Origin of the sequence: Tersicoccus phoenicis (genome assembly GCF_001968835.1) — a bacterium.
In the GTDB taxonomy this organism is placed as follows: Bacteria; Actinomycetota; Actinomycetes; order Actinomycetales; family Micrococcaceae; genus Tersicoccus; species Tersicoccus phoenicis.
Window position 1 is genome coordinate 30,107 of record NZ_MRDE01000021.1, and the last position, 18,015, is coordinate 48,121.

Here is an 18,015-nt window from a genome sequence, read left to right on the forward strand (position 1 = left end):
GGATGCGATGACCACCAGACCCAGCACCACCGGCACCCGCCCGCGCACGAGCGGCCGTGTCGCACCACGCATCGCCGGCGTTGCGATCGGCGTGCTGTGGGCCTACCTGTTCGGGGCGGTGGTGACACTCCCGCCCTGGGGCGCCTCACCGTACGGCGCCGGTCCCGTCGTGGTGGTGCCCGACGTCGGGCTCTCCGGCCTCGGGCTGGTCCCGAACGGCACGGCCACCGCGGTGTTCGCCGCGGCTGCCGCACTGGCGCTCGCGATCGCGGTGATCGTCCGGTTCCGGCCCGCCGTCCTCGGCGGCGTCGCCCTCGGTCTGGCGGTGTTCCTGGTCGTCGGCTGGCTCATCGGACCCTGGTTCGGGGTCGGCCTGACGCGGGTGTTCGAGGACCCGCTGACGATCGTGGGTTTCGCCAGCACGATCGTCCGCCAGCCCGCCGTGGTCGCCGTCTTCGTCCTCATCATCGGGCTGGCCGTGATGCGACGGCGATCGGGGCGCTGACCGGCGCCGGTCGGTTCGCACCGGTCAGTTCGTCGCGGTCGAAAGGTCATCGGTCTCACCACGACACGGTGGCCGACCGAGGCCATGTCGGTCGCGGTCGTCGGCGTACGCTCATGGCGCGTTGTCGCCGCCGTATCGGGTGTGAGAGAGCCAGTGGGCCAACGTCTTCCGGGCTCAGGGCCGCGCGGCCCGCTGAACCGAGTGCGCCTCGGACCCGACGCCGCGCTTGAGCTTGCGCGCCACGAGCGGCCAGAAGACCGCCAGGGCGGCAACCGCGACCAGGCTCGTCCACACCTGTGTGCGGCCGGAGTCCCCGGACACGAGCATCACAACGACGATGCCGGCGACGGCGACGATCACCAGGACACCGAGCCACGGGTGCAGCCACATCTTCAGCGCGAGGTCCTTCCGCTCCTGGACCGTCATGCGCGAGCGGAGCCGCATCTGGGTGGCCGCGATGAAGACGTAGACGAACAGGGCCACCAGACCGGCGGAGTTCATGATGAAGGCGAAGATGCCGGATTCGGGGGCCAGGAAGTTGACCAGGACGGCCGCGTACCCGCCCAGCGTGGAGGCGATGACGGCGACGGTCGGCACCCCGGCCCGCGACTTCTTCGCCACGATCGCCGGCGCGAGGCCCTTGCCGGCCAGCGAGGAGAACATCCGGGCCGCGGAGTAGAGCCCGGAGTTGAGCACCGAACACACCGCGGTGAGGATGACGGCGCTCATCACCAGGTCGGCGCCGGGCAGACCGAACACGCCGAAGATGTAGGCGAACGGTGCCTTCTGCTGCGGGTCGGGCAGCTGGTTCCACGGAACCACGGTGACGATGACCAGCACCGCACCGACGAAGAAGAAGAGGATGCGCCAGATGACGGTGACCGTGGCCTGGTGGATGCCGCGCGCCGGGTCCTCGGACTCCGCGGCGGCCATGACGGCGATCTCGGTGCCGAAGTAGGAGAAGATCACGATCGCGACGCCGTCGATGACGGCCCACCACCCGTTCGGGGCGAACCCGCCGGCGTTCCACAGGTTCGGCACCGAGAAGGAGGCGTTCGGCCAGAGCCCGAAGGCGAACAGGGCGCCGACCGCGAGGAAGACGAGGATGGCGGCGACCTTGATGCTGGCGAGCCAGAACTCGACCTCCCCGAAGGAGCGGACCGAGATCAGGTTCGTGCCGGTGAACACGAGCAACAGGATCACCGAGAACACCCAGTCGGGCACCGACGGGAACCAGCCGGTGAGGATGGAACCGCCGACCACGGCCTCGAAGGCGATCACACCGACCCAGAAGTACCAGTAGAGCCAGCCGACGAAGTACCCGGCCCAGTCCCCCAGGCCCACGCGCGCGTACTCCATGAACGAGCCGACCGATGGCCGGGACGCCGCCATCTCGCCGAGCATCCGCATCGCCAGGAAGACCAGCAGTCCGCCGATCAGGTAGGACAGCACCGCGGCGGGGCCGACGGACCGGATGACGTTGCCAGACCCGACGAACAGGCTGGACCCAATGATGCCGCCGAGGGTGATCATCATGACGTGCCGCGTGCGCAGCTTCTTCGGCACCTTCCCGACGGGCACGCCGGCCGCCGTGGCGGGCGAGATCGGGTCGTCGTAGTGCGCGGAGCGATCAGCACTCATGCCGGGCTTCTTTCGTGGGGCGAACAGGCCGGACCCAGTCTAGGAGCGGCGCGCCCCGGCGTCACCGGGTTGCCTGGTCTCGGTCATGGGGGGTTCTCCCTTCCGTTGCCGGTGGGGGGGGTCACCCGGGGAGGGCGACGCCGGTGAGCCGTCGGAGGGTGGCGGGCAGCCGTGCCCGGAACCGGTCGTCATCGACGGCCGGGTGAGGCCGTTCGGTGCGGTGGTGGTGCCAGTACCCGCCGGTGGTGGAGGCGGTCGACGTTGCGGGCGTGCACGACGACGTCGTGCCCCTGCTCGGCAAGATCAGTGGCGGTGTCCAGGCCGAGACCGGAGGCCGCTCCGGTGACGAGAATGCGAACCATGGCACCACTCTGACGCAAAAGGACCAGTGCGGGACCCGGTGAGCGGTGCCCTGTCAGTACGCCCCTGATCAGGGACTCCCATGCGTGTGCGACGGGGCGAAGACTGGAATCATGCCCGAGACCACGAACCACGCCGTCGCCCACCGGACGCTGCCGGCCCTGTTGCTGCTGCTGACGGTGTTCGGTCCGATCTCGATGGACCTGTATCTGCCGGCGCTGCCCGCGTTGACCACCGAACTGGGCGCCGCGACGTCGGTCGCCCAGTTGACCGTGACGGCGTGCCTGCTCGGCCTGGCCGCCGGGCAACTGATCGCCGGGCCGGCGTCGGACCGGTTCGGTCGGCGCGGGATCCTGCTGATCGGGGTCACCGCCTACATCGCCACGTCGGCGCTGTGCGCGGCCAGTCCCACGATCGAGCTCCTGATCGTCGCCCGCCTGGTGCAGGGGCTGGCCGGTGGGGTCGGGATCGTCATCGCCCAGGCCGCCGGCCGCGACGTCTATTCCGGTACCGCGTTGATCCGGTTCTACGGGCGGTTGACCGTCACCGGCGGCTTCGCCGCGATCGTCGGGCCGCTGCTCGGTGGGCTGCTCAACACGGTCACCGACTGGCGCGGCCTCTTCGTCGTGCTCGCCGTGATCGGGGCGGGGATCCTCGTCCTCTCGCTGGTGGTGTTCGGGGAGACCCTGCCGGTCGAGCACCGGCTCGACGGCGGCTTCGGGCACACGCTCGCGGCGTACCGCACCCTGCTCGCCGACCGGGTCTTCGTCGGGGCGGTCCTCAACCAGGGGTTCCTGAACGCGGCGCTGTTCGCCTACCTGGCCGGCGCGACCTTCGTGCTGCAGGGCATCTACGGGCTCTCCCCGCAGGCGTACGCCGCCGCGTTCGGGCTCAACTCGGCCGGTTTCATGGTGTTCGGCTATCTCGCCGGCCGCGCCTCCGAGCGGTGGAGCATCCCCGGGACCCTCGCCGTCGGCGTCCTCGTCACCGGCCTCGGCGCCGGTGGACTGCTGGCCGCGGGGCTGACGCCGATGCCGTTGATCGTGGTCATCGTGTCCCTGTTCGCCCTCGCCAGCGGCGTCGCGATCTCCGCCCCGCCGGCCACGACCCTCGCGCTGGCCGAGTACCCGGGCATGGCCGGGACCGCGTCGTCGCTGCTGGGCATGGTGCGGTTCGGCTTCGGCGGGATCGCCGCTCCCCTGGTCGGCGTCGCCGGCGCCGCCACCATCCTGCCCCTCGGCGTCGTCACCGTTGTGGCGGTACTGCTCGGGGCGGGCGTCTGCGTGCTGCTCGCCCGCCGCCGTCCGGTGCCGACCGCCGTGCCCAGCCCCGTTCCCTGATCCGTCAAACCCAACCGCAGAAGGAGAAGCCGATGAACCTCGAACCGGGACGGCAACGTCGTGGAGGTGCACGCCGGGCAGACCCTTTACACCCCGCCCGGGCAGGACCACTGGCACGCGGCCGGCGGTGACGGCTTCATGGAGCACCTCGCGATGCTGGAGAACGGCGACGACCCCGCCGGCACCACGGACTGGAAGGAACATGTCACCGACGAAGAGCTCGGGATCTGACGAATTCCCCGCCCACCGGAGGGACGAGCTGCGCTGAGGGCCCAGCCTTCCGTGACCAGCCCGGCGTGACCCGGTCGCGTTAGGGTGAGTCATGGCTCTCATCGACAGCAGCGGTTTCGCCCACGTCCGCCTGACCGTCACGGACATCGCCCGATCCAAGGCGTTCTACGACCTGGTGTTCGGCTGGCCGACGGCCATCGACAAGTCCGACGACGTCAACAAGCCCGGCGTCACGGAGTCCGCGGCCGAGTACTACGGCGGCACCGTCTACCAGACGCCGGACGGCACCCTCTTCGGTCTGCGCCCCGTCGGACGGGACGACTTCGACCCGGACCGCACGGGCCTGGACCACGTGAGCTTCGCCGTGAAGTCCCGCGCCGACCTCGACGCCGCCGTCCAGGCGCTGGACGGGGCCGGCATCGAGCACGGCGAGGTGACCGACCTGGCCGACGCCGGGATCGCGATCCTCTCGTTCCAGGACCCCGACGACGTCAACGTCGAGCTGACCGCACCGCTGGGCTGAGAAGCGGCCCGGCCCGTCATCGACGGGCCGCTTCACCTGTATCAGGAGCGCTCGCCGGCGCAAATCCCGGGTTTGAGGACGCACGGCCTCTAGCCTTGTGTTCCACCCGTCCTGTCGTCATCGGAGCGCGCCCATGAAGGCCCTGTACAAGTCCAGCCCCCGGCCCGGGTTCGAGCTGGTGGAGCGCCCGGAACCGGAGCCGGGTGCGGACGAGGTGAAGATCCGGGTGCTCGCGACGGGCATCTGCGGTACGGACCTGCACATCCAGTCCTGGGACGCCACCGCGCAGACGATGATCACCACCCCGCTGGTGCCGGGGCACGAGTTCTACGGCGAGGTGGTGCAGGTCGGCGAGGACGTGCGCGACGTGCGGCCCGGGAACCGCGTCTCGGGCGAGGGGCACATCGTGTGCGGGGTCTGCCGCAACTGCCGCGCGGGCCGGCGGCAGATGTGCATTCACGTCCAGAGCGTCGGAGTGCAGCGCGACGGCGCGTTCGCAGAATTCGTCGTCATCCCCGAGACCAACGTCTGGGTGCACCACGATCCGTCGATCACCCCCGAACTCGGCGCGATCTTCGACCCGTTCGGCAACGCCACTCACACCGCGCTGAGCTTCCCGCTCGTCGGCGAGGACGTCCTGATCACCGGTGCCGGGCCGATCGGCCTGATGGCGATCGCGGTCGCCCGGCACGCCGGGGCGCGGAAGATCGCCATCACGGACGTCTCCCCCCGCCGCCTCGCCCTGGCCCGGCAGATGGGGGTGGACCTCGCCGTCGACGTCTCGGCGATGACGCTCGAGGCGGCGCAGCGGGAGCTGGGTCTGCTGGAGGGATTCGACGTCGGATTCGAGATGTCCGGGCGTCCCACGGCCCTGCAGGCGATGATCGAGAACATGAACCACGGTGGCCGGATCGCCCTGCTCGGCTTGCCGTCCGCGCCGGCCGACCTCGACTGGGGCCGCGTCGTGACGCACATGCTCACCCTCAAGGGCATCTACGGCCGGGAGATGTTCGAGACCTGGTACGCCATGAGCGCCATGCTCGCCTCCAACCCGGTGCTGCGGGCGAACGTCGCCGCCGTGGTCACCGACGTCCTGCCCGCCTCCCGCTGGGAGGACGGTTTCGAACTCGCCCGCTCCGGCAGCGGCGGCAAAGTCGTGCTGGACTGGTCCGGCGTCTAGATCGTCCGGAATCCCGGCCCGAAGGAGAGAAGGGAACCATGTTCGCAGGCATCAAGGAGCAACTGGCCACGGAGCTGGCCGAGATCCGCTCGGCCGGTACTTTCAAGGAGGAGCGGCACATCGACTCGCCGCAGTCCGCCCATATCGAGGCGGGACCGCTCGGGGCTCCCGGCAGTGACGTCCTGAACTTCTGCGCGAACAACTATCTGGGGCTCGCCGACCACCCCGACCTCGTCGCGGCCGCCAAGCAGGCCCTCGACGAGCGCGGCTTCGGCATGGCCTCGGTCCGGTTCATCTGCGGCACCCAGGACGCCCACCTCGCGCTCGAGCGCCAGGTCTCGGAGTTCCTCGGCACCGAGGACACGATCCTGTTCTCCAGCTGTTTCGACGCCAACGGCGGGGTGTTCGAGTCCCTCCTGGGGGCCGAGGACGCGGTGATCTCCGACGCCCTGAACCACGCCTCGATCATCGACGGCATCCGGCTGTGCAAGGCGACCCGGTTCCGTTACGCGAACCAGGACATGGGGGAGCTGGAGGCACGCCTGCGGGAGGCGGCTGCCCTGAACGACGGCGCCGGTGCCCGGCGCACGCTCGTCGTCACCGACGGTGTCTTCTCCATGGACGGCTACCTCGCGCCCCTGCGCGAGATCTGCGATCTCGCGGACCGCTACGGCGCGATGGTGATGGTGGACGACTCCCACGCGGTCGGCTTCATGGGTGCCACGGGGGCCGGGACCCCGGAACACGCGGGCGTCGCGGACCGCGTCGACATCTACACCGGAACGTTCGGCAAGGCCCTCGGCGGCGCCTCCGGGGGCTACGTGTCCGGCCGCGCCGAGATCGTCGCGACCCTGCGCCAGAAGGCCCGGCCCTACCTGTTCTCCAACTCGCTCGCGCCCATGATCGTCGCCGCGACGTCGCGCGCCCTGCACCTGGTCGCCGACTCGACCGAGCTGCGCGCGGCGCTCTTCGAGAACGCCGAGCTCTTCCGTCGGCGCATGACGGAGGAGGGCTTCGACCTGCTGCCCGGCGAGCACGCCATCGTGCCGGTCATGTTCGGCGACGCGGCGCTCGCGGGCAGGATCGCCGCCGAGATGCTCGCCCACGGCGTCTACGTCACCGCGTTCTCGTACCCGGTGGTGCCGAAGGGCAAGGCCCGCATCCGCGTCCAGCTCTCCGCGGCCCACACGCCCGAGGACGTCGAGACCGCCGTGCAGGCGTTCATCGCGGCGCGGGCGGCCGTGGCGGACCAGACGGCGCCGTCGTCGTGACCCGGCGCACCGTCACCGGAACCCTCCGGGAGTGGACGGGCGGGTAACCGCACCGAGGTGACGTCCGGCGTCGTCGCCGGTGTCTCGCTCAGCCTGCGCCGCTTAGGCTCGGACCATGACGACACCGACCGTGCACGTGATCCACGAGAACGGTGCGTGGATGCCGCCGTTCCGCGCCGCGTTCGAGGCCGAGGGTGTACCGCTGACGGAGATCGACCTCAGCAGCGCTGCCGACGGCGGCGCCATCGATCTCGGTGCGGAACCCGCGCCGGGCATCTACTGGTCGCGGATGAGCGCGTCGGCGCACACCCGCGGGAACACGCACGCGAAGGAGTACACGCGGGCGGTGCTGCGGTGGCTGGAGTCCTGGGGCCGGCGCGTCGTCAACGGCAGCGGCGTGCTCGAGCTCGAGGTCAGCAAGGTGGCTCAGCACGGCTTGCTGCGCTCGCACGGGTTCGACGTCCCGCGTACGACGGCGGCCTTCGGCCGGGAGGGGCTGGTCGAGGCGGCCCGCGCGTTCGAGCCGCCGTTCATCGCCAAGCACAACCAGGGCGGCAAGGGGCTGGGTGTGCGGCGGTTCGACAGCCACGCCGATCTCGACGCCTACGTGGCGAGCGACGAGTTCGAGCAGCCGGTCGACGGCATCACCCTGGTCCAGGAGTATCTGGCCGCCCGGGAACCGTTCATCACGCGCGCCGAGTTCGTGGGTGGTCGGTTCGTGTACGCCGTCCGCGTCGACACGTCGGCCGGCAGCTTCGAGCTGTGCCCGGCCGACGCCTGCGTGGTCCCCGATTCTGCTGATGACGCCGCCGTCGCGCCGTTCGCCCTCCGGGCCGACATCGACGCCGCTCACCCGCTGGTCCGCCGGTACGAGGCCCTGCTGGCCGAGGCCGGGATCGAGATCGCCGGCATCGAGTTCATCGAGACCGTCGACGGCCGGACCGTCACCTACGACGTCAACACCAACACGAACTACAACCCCGACGTCGAGGCCGCATCGCCGGTTTCCGGTCCGCGCAGCATCGCGCGTTTCCTCGGCGGCCTGCTGGCCGTCGAACGCGTGACCGAAACGCAGCGCGCCTGACACCTTTGGTCGTGCGCGTCCCGGCCGGCGTCTCGGGAGCGTCAGCGGGGAACTTCAGCCACGCTCCAGCGCTTCCGTCAGCGCGGCCCGCCAGGGACCGCCATCGCGTCCAGTGCCGCGGGCAGCCCGGTGATCGGGATGTCGGGGAACTGGGCGCGGCCGGCAGCGACGTCGAAGGCCGCCCGCCCGGATTCCTCCCACCGGGCCGCCCCGGTAATCCGCGCCAGGAAGGGCGAAAAGGGCCTGGCGACCACCGACAGAGTCCGCAGAGCGCCGACGGGAATGCGGCGGATCGAGCCGTGGCCGACGCGGGTCAGCACTGCTTCGGCGAGTTCACCGCCCGTGTGCGTCTCCGAACCCCAGATGGTCACCCGGTTCCGCAGCGCGGGGTCCGCGAGTGCTCGGACGACGACGCCACCAGCGTCCTTGACCGACGTGTAGGTGACCGGGACGGTCCCGGAACCGAACACGAGCACCGTGTTCCGGGACTCGAGGGGTGCGGTGATGGTCGCGAGCCGCTGCTCCAGCAGCGATCCGATCCTGATGATCGACCAGCTCATCCCGGATCCCCGGGCGGACTCCTCGGCCGCGGCCTTGCATCTCAGGTACTCGAGGGGTGCGTCCGGTGCGGCGCCGTGCATGGACATCATGATGACGTGCTCGACGCCCGCCTCGGCCGCCGCCCGGACGACCCGGAGGGCGCCGTCGCGGTCGACGTCGCGGGGGTTCTCGTCCTTGATGCCGAAGCCCGATGCGGCGAACACCACCGCCGTGCAGCCCGCCGCCGCTCGTGCACAGTCGCCGGCCGAGGCCACGTCCCCAACAACGATCTCGACGCCGTCGCCGGCCGGCTCCGGGAACGGTTGCGACGACCCGCGCGCCATGACCCGGACTCGGTGACCGCCCCGGACCAGCATCGGCACCAGCACCCGGCCCAACCGGCCCGTGCCGCCGACCACGAGAATCATGGCCCGACCCGTGCGTCAGCGGTCCCGGTGACCGTCGTGCGCACGGCGGCGTTCACATCGCCGGATTCCCGCTCGACGGGCTCGAGGTAGAAGCGCGCCGCAGCGATGCGATCGTCTCGGATGGCCAGGATGGCGACACCGGCCGAGGAGATCACCGAACCGTCGGACCGCGTGCCCCGGTTGCTCCACTCCATCCACACCGTGCCGTCGGGCGCCGTGGTCGCGTCGTGCACGGTCAGCGCCAGGTCGGGAAGGCCAGCGAACAGGGTGGCCCAGTTCCTCCGCACCTGGTCGGCGCCCCGGAAACCGCGGGCCGGGTGGATCGGCGTGACGTTCTCGTAGTCGTCGGCGAACTCCGCGACCATCCCTTCCAGGTCGTGCCGATTGGCCGCGGCCACCATCCGTCGCACCGGGCCGTCGGGAAGGCGATCGACCCCTGACGATGCGTCCATGATCTGCTCCCTTGACCACGCCGTCGTGAGCGGCTGCTACGCTCATTCGGTACAGCCAAGTGTAGTGGATTGAGGTCATGAGCAAAAGACCACCCGCCGCCGGACCGCCGTCACCGCGCGCCTATGACTCCCCGCTCCGTCGGAAGGCTGCCGAGGAATCGAGGCAGCGGGTGCTCGCCCGGGCCCGGGACCTGTTCCTCACCGGCGGCTACGGACACACCACCGTCGCCGCGATCGCCCGGTCAGCGGGCGTGTCGCCCGAGTCGGTGTACAAGGGCTTCGGGGGCAAGCCGGGACTCGTCCGGGCGATCCAGGAGCAGAGCCTGCTCGGGGCTGGCGGGTCCCCCGCCGAGGACCGGTCCGACCGCGCACAGCTGGACGCCACGAACCTCCACGAGTTGGTGGAGCAGTTCGGCCGGTTCGCGGCCGAGGTCAGTCCGCTCGCGGCCCCGATCGTCCTGCTCGTCCGGGACGCCGCCGCGACCGGGGACGCGGACATGGCCGCACTCCTGCGCGACATCGACGACGCGCGGCACGGCCGGATGCTGCACAACGCGCAGCAGACGCGAGACCGCGGGCTGCTGCCGCCGGGCCTGTCCGTGGCAGAGGCCGCCGACGTGATGTTCGCCTGCACCGCTGCTGCCCTGTACGAGAACCTCGTCCTCGAGCGCGGCTGGACTGCGGAACGCTATGGCCGCTTCGTCGCCAGAACGCTCAGCGCGAACCTGGTGGCGCCGGATGGGTCGACGGTCGACTGACCGCGGGGTGCGGCAGCGGCTGAGTGCGTCGATGCGCCACGACGTCTGGACCGGTCGCATTCTCCGCTGACAGCTTGGATGGAATCCGCGCACCAGACACCGCTGTGTGCAAGGATTCTATCCATGAAGGCGATCAGCGAAGCCTTGCCGCCTACGTTCACCACCCAGACCGCTCGCGAGATGGGCGCGCATTCGCGCGACCTGTATGCCTGGCGTGACAACGGGCAGCTCGTGGAATTGACGCGCGGGGTGTTCCGCCGTGCAGATGCGCCGCCGACGTCGTACCCGGATGTACTGGCAGTGTCCTACCGTTCCCCGCGCGCGATCCTGTGCTGCCTGTCGGCAGCAGTGGTGCACGACCTGACGGACGAAATGCCCCCAGCGGTGCAGATCGCGGTGCCGAAACGCTCGCACGCGCCGGAGATCGATTACCCGCCGACGCAGGTGCTCCGATTCGACGAGTCCATGTTCGAACTCGGTCTGTCGTCGTTCGAGGCATCGCCAGGCGAGCGCGTGCGTCTATACGACCCGGCGCGCACGGTCGTGGACCTGATGCGATTCAGGCGACGGTTCGGTGAGCCGGTCGCGCATGCTGCGCTGTACCGCTACCTCGACTCCCCGTCTCCCCGGCCCGCCCTGCTCCTGGAGTACGCGCAGGCGCTCAATGCGTTCGGACCTGTGCGCGCGGCCCTCGACGTGATGAGCGCGCGATGAATCGGCCCACCCGCGAGACCCCAGCGGGGCGCGCCTATCTGGAGTTGCAGACCCGCGCTCGTCGGGAGAACCGCGGCACGCAGGAACTGCTGACGATGTATGTCGTGGAGAGGTGGCTGGGATGCCTCGCTCGATCCCCATACGCGGCCGACTTCGTCCTGAAAGGTGGGATGCTGCTCGCCTCGTTCGGCAACCGTCGCCCCACGGTGGACGCCGACGCGCTCGCCCGAAACATGGCAGCTGACGAGCAGACCGTAGCGGCCCGAGTTGCAGAGATCGCCGCTCTCGTGCGTCCCGACGATGGCGTGCAGTTCCTGCCCGACACCATCAGCACCCGGGTCATCCGCGGCGATGCCGTCTACGCCGGGATTCGAATCGTCATGGGCGCGCAATTGGCAGGCGCCCAGTTGCAGTTGCGCCTCGATGTCAACTTTGGTGATCCCGTCACCCCCGGCGCCCGACTGATGGAGCTGCCAGCCCTTCGATCGGGCGCCGAGCCGATTCGTCTCCTCGGCTATCCACTGGAAACCGTGTTGGCCGAGAAACTCGCGACCGCGATCGACCTGGGTTTAGCGAACACGCGGGTACGCGACTACGCCGACGTGTACGCCCTGACTGACAACCACGCTGTCACCTGCGGCTCCATGCGTGCCGCACTGACCGCGACGACGACGTTCCGCAACGTCGAACTGCGACCTCTGGTGGGCGCCGCGGCAGGTCTGGGACCGCTGAGGGCCTCGACCTACACGGCTTACAGGCGCCGCCTCGGCCAGGCAGGCAACGCCCTGCCCGAGGAATTCCAGAAGGTGATCGACGGTACCGTCGCGCTCGTCGACCCCGTGATAGGCGGCATAACCGGCGACGCCTGCTGGGAACCAGCAATCAGACGTTGGAGCACGCCTCGACCGAGGTAGACGTTCGTGTCGGTCGCCCGAGACGTCGACGCCGTCAGGAACGACGTCGTCGACGTCGAAGCACCCTGACTGCCGTCCCTGACCCGTGCGCGTCCCGACTGCGGATCGCGGGAAACCGACGGGAAGTGAGTAGCGTGGGATCCCACGTGATCATGACGAAAGCGGAGGAAAGCATGGAACAGCGCAGGATCGGAACCCGGTCGGTATCGGCGATCGGCCTCGGCGGGATGCCGATGTCCATCGAGGGGCGCCCGGATACGGAGCGATCGGTGGCGGCCATCCACGCGGCGCTCGACGCGGGCGTGACCCTGATCGACACGGCGGACGCGTACCACCGCGACGCCGGCGAGGTCGGCCACAACGAACAGCTGATCGCCGAGGCGCTGCGCAGCTACCAGGGCAGCCACGGCGGCAGCACCGCCGACGTCCTGATCGCGACCAAGGGCGGCCACCTGCGCCCCGGGGACGGGTCATGGACCCTCAACGGCCGCCCCGACTACCTCAAGAAGGCGGCGAAGGAGTCCGCCCACCGGCTCGGCGTCGACGCCATCGGGCTCTACCAGTTCCACCGTCCGGACCCGGACGTCCCCTACGCCGAGTCGATCGGCGCGATCCGCGACCTGCTGGACGAGGGCGTCATCGAGCTGGCCGGCATCTCCAACGCCACGATCGCCCAGATCGACGAGGCGAACGAGGTGCTGGGCGGGCGGCTCGCGTCGGTGCAGAACCAGTTCTCCCCCGCCTTCCGTTCCAGCCTGTCCGAGTTGCAGCACTGCGCCTCTCTCGGCGTGGCGTTCCTGCCGTGGTCGCCGCTGGGCGGGATCGGCAAGGCCGGCGACATCGGGACCAAGCACGACGCCTTCGGCCAGGTGGCCGACGCCCACGGCGTGAGCCCGCAGCAGGTGGCCCTGGCGTGGGAGCTCGCGCTGGCACCCGTCGTCGTCCCGATTCCCGGCGCATCACGGCCGCAGAGCATCACCGACTCCGCCAAGGCGGTCGACCTCACGCTCAGCACCGACGAACTGGACGCCCTCAACGCCGCGTGACGGCTCCTTCCGTTTGAATCATCCGCAGACTTGTCCCCCCGAGAACAGGATCCGATCATGAAGAGTGTTCCCCTGGGCCCCACGGGCCTGACCGCACCGAACGTCGTCCTCGGCTTGATGCGCATCTCCGAGAAGAGCGACGACGAGATCCGCACCCTCGTCGGCGCCGCGCGCGACGCCGGCATCGACTTCTTCGACCACGCCGACGTCTACGGCGCCCACCAGCACGACTGCGAGGAGCGGTTCGCGAAGGCGATGCAGTTGACGCCGTCGGAACGCGCGGAGAACACGATCCAGACCAAGGCGGGCATCGTGCCTGAGGGACCGTACTTCGACTTCTCGTACGAGCACATCATCGAATCGGTCGAGGGCTCGCTGAAGGCGCTGAACACCGACTACCTCGACGTGCTCCTGCTGCACCGCCCGGACGCGCTGGTGGAGCCCGACGACGTCGCCCGCGCCTTCGACGAGCTGGAGTCGGCGGGCAAGGTGCGTGCCTTCGGCGTCTCCAACCACACGCCGCGGCAGATCGACCTGCTCAAGACCGCGGTCAAGCAGGACCTGGTCGCCAACCAGTTGCAGCTGTCGATCACGCACGCGCCGATCATCGCCCAGGGCGTAGCGGCGAACATGGTGGGCGAGGACCAGTCCCTCACGCTGGACGCCGGCGGGATCCTGGACTACTGCCGGATCAACCACATCACGGTGCAGGCGTGGTCGCCGTTCCAGGCCGGGTTCTTCAACGGTCCGTTCCTCGGCTCGGACGAGTACCCGGAGTTGAACGCGGTGGTCGACCGGCTGGCTTCCACGTACGACGTGCCGGCGACGGCGATCGCCACGGCGTGGATCACGCGGCACCCGGCGCAGATGCAGGTGGTCCTCGGCACGACGACCCCGGAGCGGGTGACGGGCGCCGCGCAGGGATCGGACCTGGCCCTGACCAAGGCGGAGTGGTACGAGCTGTTCCGCGCGGCGGGGTACCGGGTCCCGTAGGGGGGGTGCACGCACCCGTCTCCGCGGGGATGGCGAGTTCGTCATCCCCGCGTGGACGGTTCGAGAAGCCTCTCGCGGACTTCCTCGTGTTTCGAAAGGACTCTGTGGAACCGGACCTGTTCCCTCATGCCGGCGTGCGGTGCGCCGCGATCGTGCTCGACAACCTCGCCCGGCCCTATCCCTATGCCGACCACCACGTCCGCCGGTCCGCCCAGGACACGGCGATGCCGCACGAGCTGCACCCCGCGTTCGGCACCTCGTTCGACTGGCACTCCTGCGTGCACATGCACTGGCTCGGGGTGAGCGTGCTGGACGCGGGCCTGCCCGATTCCGCGGCCGACGCCCGGCTGCGCGCCGCGCTGGGGGCCAACCTGACCGCGGAGAAGCTGGACGTCGAGGCCGAGTATCTCGCCGCGAACCCCTCCTGGGAGCGGCCGTACGGGTGGGCATGGCTCGTCCGGCTCGCCGCGGCCTGCTCGTCGTCGCACGACGCCGAGCTCCGCGCCTGGGGCGCGAACCTCACCGGCTGCGTCGACACCGTCGCGCGGCTCGTCACCGCGTGGCTCAACACGGCCGAGTACCCCGTCCGGCACGGGCTGCACACCAACTCGGCCTTCGGCCTCGCGTGGCTCGTGGACGCGTTCCGAACGCTCAACCGCGACGAGGCCGCCGCCGCATGTGCGGCCGGTGCCCGCCGCTGGTTCGCCGGCGACGCCGCATGGGCGTCCGAGTGGGAGCTCTCCGGTCAGGATTTCCTCTCGGCCGGGCTGAGCGAGGCCGACCTCATGGCCCGCGTCCTCTCCCCCACCGACTTCGCCGGGTGGTTCCGCCGATTCCTGCCGGATCTCGATGCCGGGTCGGCGATGCTCGCACCCGTGGGCGTCTCCGACGAGACCGACGGCTACCTGGTGCACCTGCACGGGCTGAATCTGAGCCGCGCGGGCCAGCTCGCCCGGATCCTCGCGGTCCTGCGCGAGGCGGAGGCAGCACCGTCCGACGGGCACCACACGCCGTCGGCGTCCGACCTCCTCACCGCCGCGGTCCGTCCCCTCTTCGACGCGGGAATGAGGGGCCTGGACAGCGGCAACTTCATGTCCACCCACTGGCTCGCCAGCTTCGCCTGGGACGCGGCGGAGTCCATCGCCGGCACCGACTGAGCGGCAAGCCGACCGCCTGCATGCTGAAGAGAGGGGCAAGGACGCCGTCCACTACGTCGTCGACCCGTAGTCTCAGGCACTTGCGAGCCCCGCCACAGAGGACGGACCGCGCACCAACTCCAGGCCCAGCCGTGTCAGATACACTTGTTTCGACTGCTTCGATTGTTTCGATCAGAAAGGTGGTCTGATGAGTGACGTCTCGACGCTGGTGCCCGAGCCGGCAGACACCAAGCTGGCAGTGTCCGCCCTGCGCGGGCTCGACGCCGCCCTCGGCACGGAGGGTCCCGTGCGGCTGCGGCTCGGCGGTCAGGCCGGCGACGTGGAGGTACCCCGACCCGCGCTGACCGCACTGGCGCAGGTGCTCGACAGCTTTGCGCATGGCGAGGGCGTGACCGTCCTTCCCGCGCAGGCGGAACTGACCACCCAGCAGGCCGCCGATGCGCTGCACGTGTCCCGGCCGTTCCTGATCGGGTTGCTCGACGCGGGACAGATCGAATACCGCACGGTCGGCACCCACCGCCGTGTCAAGGCTGCGTCGTTGATCCGCTACCTGCGCGAAGACGACGCACGCCGCCAAACGGCAGCCGACACGCTGGCAGCGGAGACTCGCGAGCTCGGTTTCGCCTGATGCCGGCGGTCGTCGTCTACGACGCCAACGTGCTCTACCCCTCCACCCTGCGGGACGTGCTCATCCGGGTCGGGCTCGCGGGGCTGGCCTACCCGAAGTGGACGGACCGGATTCTCGATGAGGTCTTCCGCAACCTGCGCACCAACCGCCCCGACCTCGACCCCGTACGCCTGGACCGCACCCGCCGTCTGATGAACGACACGATGCGCGACGCGATGGTGACCTCCTACGAGCACCTGATCGACCAACTCGACCTTCCAGACCCAGACGACCGGCACGTCCTGGCCGCCGCAATTCACGCCGAAGCCCAGGTGATCGTCACTCGGAATCTCCGTGACTTCCCCACCGAGAAGCTGCGCCTGTGGGGTGTGAAAGCGCAGCATCCCGACGACTTTCTCACCGGGCTGCACCAGGATCGCCCCGAAGTACTCGGGGGGATCGTCGCCGCGATCGCCGGGGCGTGGGGCGAAGGCGCCGGACCCGGTGAGGTGCTCGACCGCCTCGCCATCGACGCGCCCACCACTGTCGCTCTCGTACGCCAGGCGGTCGGGGATCACAGGTAGAGACTGCTTCTCGTCTGCGTCAATTCCCTCATGCCGGCGCGCGGTGCGCCGCGATCGTGCTCGACAACCTCGCCCGGCCCTATCCCTATGCCGACCACCACGTCCGCCGGTCCGCCCAGGACACGGCGATGCCGCACGAGCTGCACCCCGCGTTCGGCACCTCGTTCGACTGGCACTCCTGCGTGCACATGCACTGGCTCGGGGTGAGCGTGCTGGACGCGGGCCTGCCCGATTCCGCGGCCGACGCCCGGCTGCGCGCCGCGCTGGGGGCCAACCTGACCGCGGAGAAGCTGGACGTCGAGGCCGAGTATCTCGCCGCGAACCCCTCCTGGGAGCGGCCGTACGGGTGGGCGTGGCTCGTGGACGCGTTCCGAACGCTCGACCGCGACGAGGCCGCCGCCGCATGTGCGGCCGGTGCCCGCCGCTGGTTCGCCGGCGACGCCGCATGGGCGTCCGAGTGGGAGCTCTCCGGTCAGGATTTCCTCTCGGCCGGGCTGAGCGAGGCCGACCTCATGGCCCGCGTCCTCTCCCCCACCGACTTCGCCGGGTGGTTCCGCCGATTCCTGCCGGATCTCGATGCCGGGTCGGCGATGCTCGCACCCGTGGGCGTCTCCGACGAGACCGACGGCTACCTGGTGCACCTGCACGGGCTGAATCTGAGCCGCGCGGGCCAGCTCGCCCGGATCCTCGCGGTCCTGCGCGAGGCGGCCCCAGCTGAGCGGCAGGCGGAGCGCCTGCATGCCGGAACAACTGTCCTGCGCGGTGGGCTACCGGGTGCGGCAGGGTCAGGTCAAGAGCAGTTTTTCAGGCTCCAGTTCTCGACCTTGATCTTCGCATCGGCGAAGGCGGAGTCGCTGAAGCCGGACGGCTTCTTGATGGCGGCCTCCATGACGCCGTCCAATCCCTCGAGGGACGGTTTGAGACCGTCGGGCGCCGCGCTCTGCAGTTTGTGGAAGTCGGCGTCCACAGGTTGCGGGTCGTAGGCGCCCCCGGAGGCGACCAGACTGGGAAAGAAGTTCAGTACTTCCAATTGTGCGGCCAATGGGGTGCAGATGCTCTGGACGACGCCGCTGGCCGGCGCTGTCGACCTCGTCGAGGGACTGGCACTCGGCGCCGGGGCCGTGCCGCTGCTCGCTGCTGACCGGCCTTCGCCCTGGGTGCAAGCGGTGAGGGTCAGGACCAGCACTCCCGCACCGAGCAGAGACATTCCCATCCGTCTGCTGATCTGACCAGCGAGGTTCATGTCCGGGGCGCCTTTCGGTGGCTGGTGGGGTGGATACCTCGGAACGAATGGTTGTTCGCTTGCGCGCTGAGACGATTCTCGGTGGAGGTCTGCCGAAGCCAGGAAGCCCTGGCGAGAACGACATTCTCACCAGGGCTTTTCCGTCGGGATGACAGGATTTGAACCTGCGACCCCTTGACCCCCAGTCAAGTGCGCTACCAAGCTGCGCCACATCCCGAAAGCTCCAACGGATCACCAGTACCCGCCGGAGCAACCGCTCCAGCCTACCGCACGCGCGGCCCCGTCCCGAACCGGCCGACGTGCCTCAGCTTCTTTGAGCGCGGGGGTCGGGCCGGTGCCTCAGCTTCTTTGAGCGCGTAGTCCCCGGTGGGCGGGGCAGGCTTGCCGATGTGGAAGGCAAGATTCCGATGGCCGCGAGGCGACACGTCACCAACAAGCTCCGGG

19 protein-coding genes, 1 tRNA gene and 1 pseudogene are annotated in these 18,015 nt (G+C 69.9%); 16 read left to right on the forward strand and 5 right to left on the reverse strand.

Annotation, left to right across the window (positions count from 1 at the left end; genetic code table 11):
- Positions 1–7: 7 nt before the first annotated feature.
- Positions 8–505 (forward strand): hypothetical protein, encoded by a 498-nt coding sequence (locus BKD30_RS04695; protein ID WP_076702711.1) that lies wholly within the window; start codon positions 8–10, stop codon positions 503–505.
- 174 nt (positions 506–679) lie between these two features.
- On the opposite strand, the gene BKD30_RS04700 is transcribed toward BKD30_RS04695, so the two are convergent.
- Positions 680–2,146 carry an amino acid permease gene (locus BKD30_RS04700; protein ID WP_076702713.1) on the reverse strand — a complete coding sequence of 489 codons (1,467 nt, stop codon included), beginning with the start codon at positions 2,144–2,146 and terminating at the stop codon, positions 680–682.
- Positions 2,147–2,334: 188 nt separating this feature from the next.
- Positions 2,335–2,508 carry an SDR family NAD(P)-dependent oxidoreductase gene (locus tag BKD30_RS15790; RefSeq protein ID WP_143588066.1) on the reverse strand — a complete coding sequence of 58 codons (174 nt, stop codon included), beginning with the start codon at positions 2,506–2,508 and terminating at the stop codon, positions 2,335–2,337.
- 111 nt (positions 2,509–2,619) lie between these two features.
- On the opposite strand from BKD30_RS15790, the gene BKD30_RS04710 reads away from it, so the two are divergent.
- The 6 genes and pseudogenes from BKD30_RS04710 (at position 2,620) to BKD30_RS04735 (ending at position 8,135) form a co-directional block, all read left to right on the forward strand.
- Positions 2,620–3,846 (forward strand): multidrug effflux MFS transporter, encoded by a 1,227-nt coding sequence (locus BKD30_RS04710; protein WP_076702715.1) that lies wholly within the window; start codon positions 2,620–2,622, stop codon positions 3,844–3,846.
- A 42-nt stretch (positions 3,847–3,888) separates the two neighbouring features.
- Positions 3,889–4,077, forward strand: a pseudogene (locus tag BKD30_RS04715) (cupin domain-containing protein); the annotation flags it as partial.
- Positions 4,078–4,168: 91 nt separating this feature from the next.
- Complete coding sequence (locus BKD30_RS04720; RefSeq protein WP_076702717.1) at positions 4,169–4,600, forward strand: VOC family protein; 432 nt, start codon at positions 4,169–4,171, stop codon at positions 4,598–4,600.
- Positions 4,601–4,733: 133 nt separating this feature from the next.
- Complete coding sequence (gene tdh / locus BKD30_RS04725) at positions 4,734–5,780, forward strand: L-threonine 3-dehydrogenase (RefSeq protein WP_076702719.1); 1,047 nt, start codon at positions 4,734–4,736, stop codon at positions 5,778–5,780.
- Between the two features lie 38 nt (positions 5,781–5,818).
- The gene (locus BKD30_RS04730) at positions 5,819–7,051 is read left to right on the forward strand and encodes a glycine C-acetyltransferase (RefSeq protein WP_076702721.1); all 1,233 of its coding nucleotides are present in this window, start codon (positions 5,819–5,821) and stop codon (positions 7,049–7,051) included.
- A gap of 115 nt (positions 7,052–7,166) precedes the next feature.
- A complete protein-coding gene (locus BKD30_RS04735; RefSeq protein ID WP_076702723.1) occupies positions 7,167–8,135 on the forward strand; it encodes an ATP-grasp domain-containing protein in 969 nt (322 codons plus the stop codon).
- Between the two features lie 77 nt (positions 8,136–8,212).
- Here the strand turns inward: BKD30_RS04735 and BKD30_RS04740 are convergent, their stop codons facing one another.
- Positions 8,213–9,103 (reverse strand): SDR family oxidoreductase, encoded by an 891-nt coding sequence (locus BKD30_RS04740; RefSeq protein ID WP_076702724.1) that lies wholly within the window; start codon positions 9,101–9,103, stop codon positions 8,213–8,215.
- Positions 9,100–9,555, reverse strand: coding sequence for a nuclear transport factor 2 family protein (locus BKD30_RS04745; RefSeq protein ID WP_076702732.1), 456 nt, complete (start codon positions 9,553–9,555; stop codon positions 9,100–9,102). Before BKD30_RS04745 ends, BKD30_RS04740 begins: the two co-directional genes overlap by 4 nt.
- A 77-nt stretch (positions 9,556–9,632) precedes the next feature.
- On the opposite strand from BKD30_RS04745, the gene BKD30_RS04750 reads away from it, so the two are divergent.
- From BKD30_RS04750 to BKD30_RS04790, 9 genes are all read left to right on the forward strand, one after another.
- On the forward strand, positions 9,633–10,313 hold the full coding sequence (locus tag BKD30_RS04750; protein WP_076702734.1) for a TetR/AcrR family transcriptional regulator: 681 nt from the start codon (positions 9,633–9,635) through the stop codon (positions 10,311–10,313).
- Between the two features lie 123 nt (positions 10,314–10,436).
- On the forward strand, positions 10,437–11,027 hold the full coding sequence (locus BKD30_RS04755; RefSeq protein WP_076702736.1) for a type IV toxin-antitoxin system AbiEi family antitoxin domain-containing protein: 591 nt from the start codon (positions 10,437–10,439) through the stop codon (positions 11,025–11,027).
- On the forward strand, positions 11,024–11,941 hold the full coding sequence (locus BKD30_RS04760) for a nucleotidyl transferase AbiEii/AbiGii toxin family protein (RefSeq protein ID WP_076702738.1): 918 nt from the start codon (positions 11,024–11,026) through the stop codon (positions 11,939–11,941). Before BKD30_RS04755 ends, BKD30_RS04760 begins: the two co-directional genes overlap by 4 nt.
- Before the next feature lie 173 nt (positions 11,942–12,114).
- Positions 12,115–12,987, forward strand: a complete 873-nt coding sequence (locus tag BKD30_RS04765; protein WP_076702740.1) for an aldo/keto reductase — start codon at positions 12,115–12,117, stop codon at positions 12,985–12,987.
- A 57-nt stretch (positions 12,988–13,044) separates the two neighbouring features.
- On the forward strand, positions 13,045–13,980 hold the full coding sequence (locus BKD30_RS04770; protein WP_076702742.1) for an aldo/keto reductase: 936 nt from the start codon (positions 13,045–13,047) through the stop codon (positions 13,978–13,980).
- A gap of 104 nt (positions 13,981–14,084) precedes the next feature.
- The gene (locus tag BKD30_RS04775) at positions 14,085–15,137 is read left to right on the forward strand and encodes a DUF2891 family protein (RefSeq protein WP_076702744.1); all 1,053 of its coding nucleotides are present in this window, start codon (positions 14,085–14,087) and stop codon (positions 15,135–15,137) included.
- Between the two features lie 187 nt (positions 15,138–15,324).
- Positions 15,325–15,765, forward strand: coding sequence for a helix-turn-helix domain-containing protein (locus BKD30_RS04780; RefSeq protein WP_076702746.1), 441 nt, complete (start codon positions 15,325–15,327; stop codon positions 15,763–15,765).
- The gene (locus BKD30_RS04785; protein ID WP_076702748.1) at positions 15,765–16,328 is read left to right on the forward strand and encodes a PIN domain-containing protein; all 564 of its coding nucleotides are present in this window, start codon (positions 15,765–15,767) and stop codon (positions 16,326–16,328) included. The genes BKD30_RS04780 and BKD30_RS04785 overlap by 1 nt, the downstream gene beginning before the upstream one ends.
- A 56-nt stretch (positions 16,329–16,384) precedes the next feature.
- Positions 16,385–17,311 carry a DUF2891 family protein gene (locus BKD30_RS04790; RefSeq protein WP_076702750.1) on the forward strand — a complete coding sequence of 309 codons (927 nt, stop codon included), beginning with the start codon at positions 16,385–16,387 and terminating at the stop codon, positions 17,309–17,311.
- A gap of 403 nt (positions 17,312–17,714) precedes the next feature.
- On the opposite strand, the gene BKD30_RS04800 is transcribed toward BKD30_RS04790, so the two are convergent.
- Positions 17,715–17,788: transfer RNA gene (locus BKD30_RS04800), tRNA-Pro, on the reverse strand.
- Between the last annotated feature and the right edge of the window lie 227 nt (positions 17,789–18,015).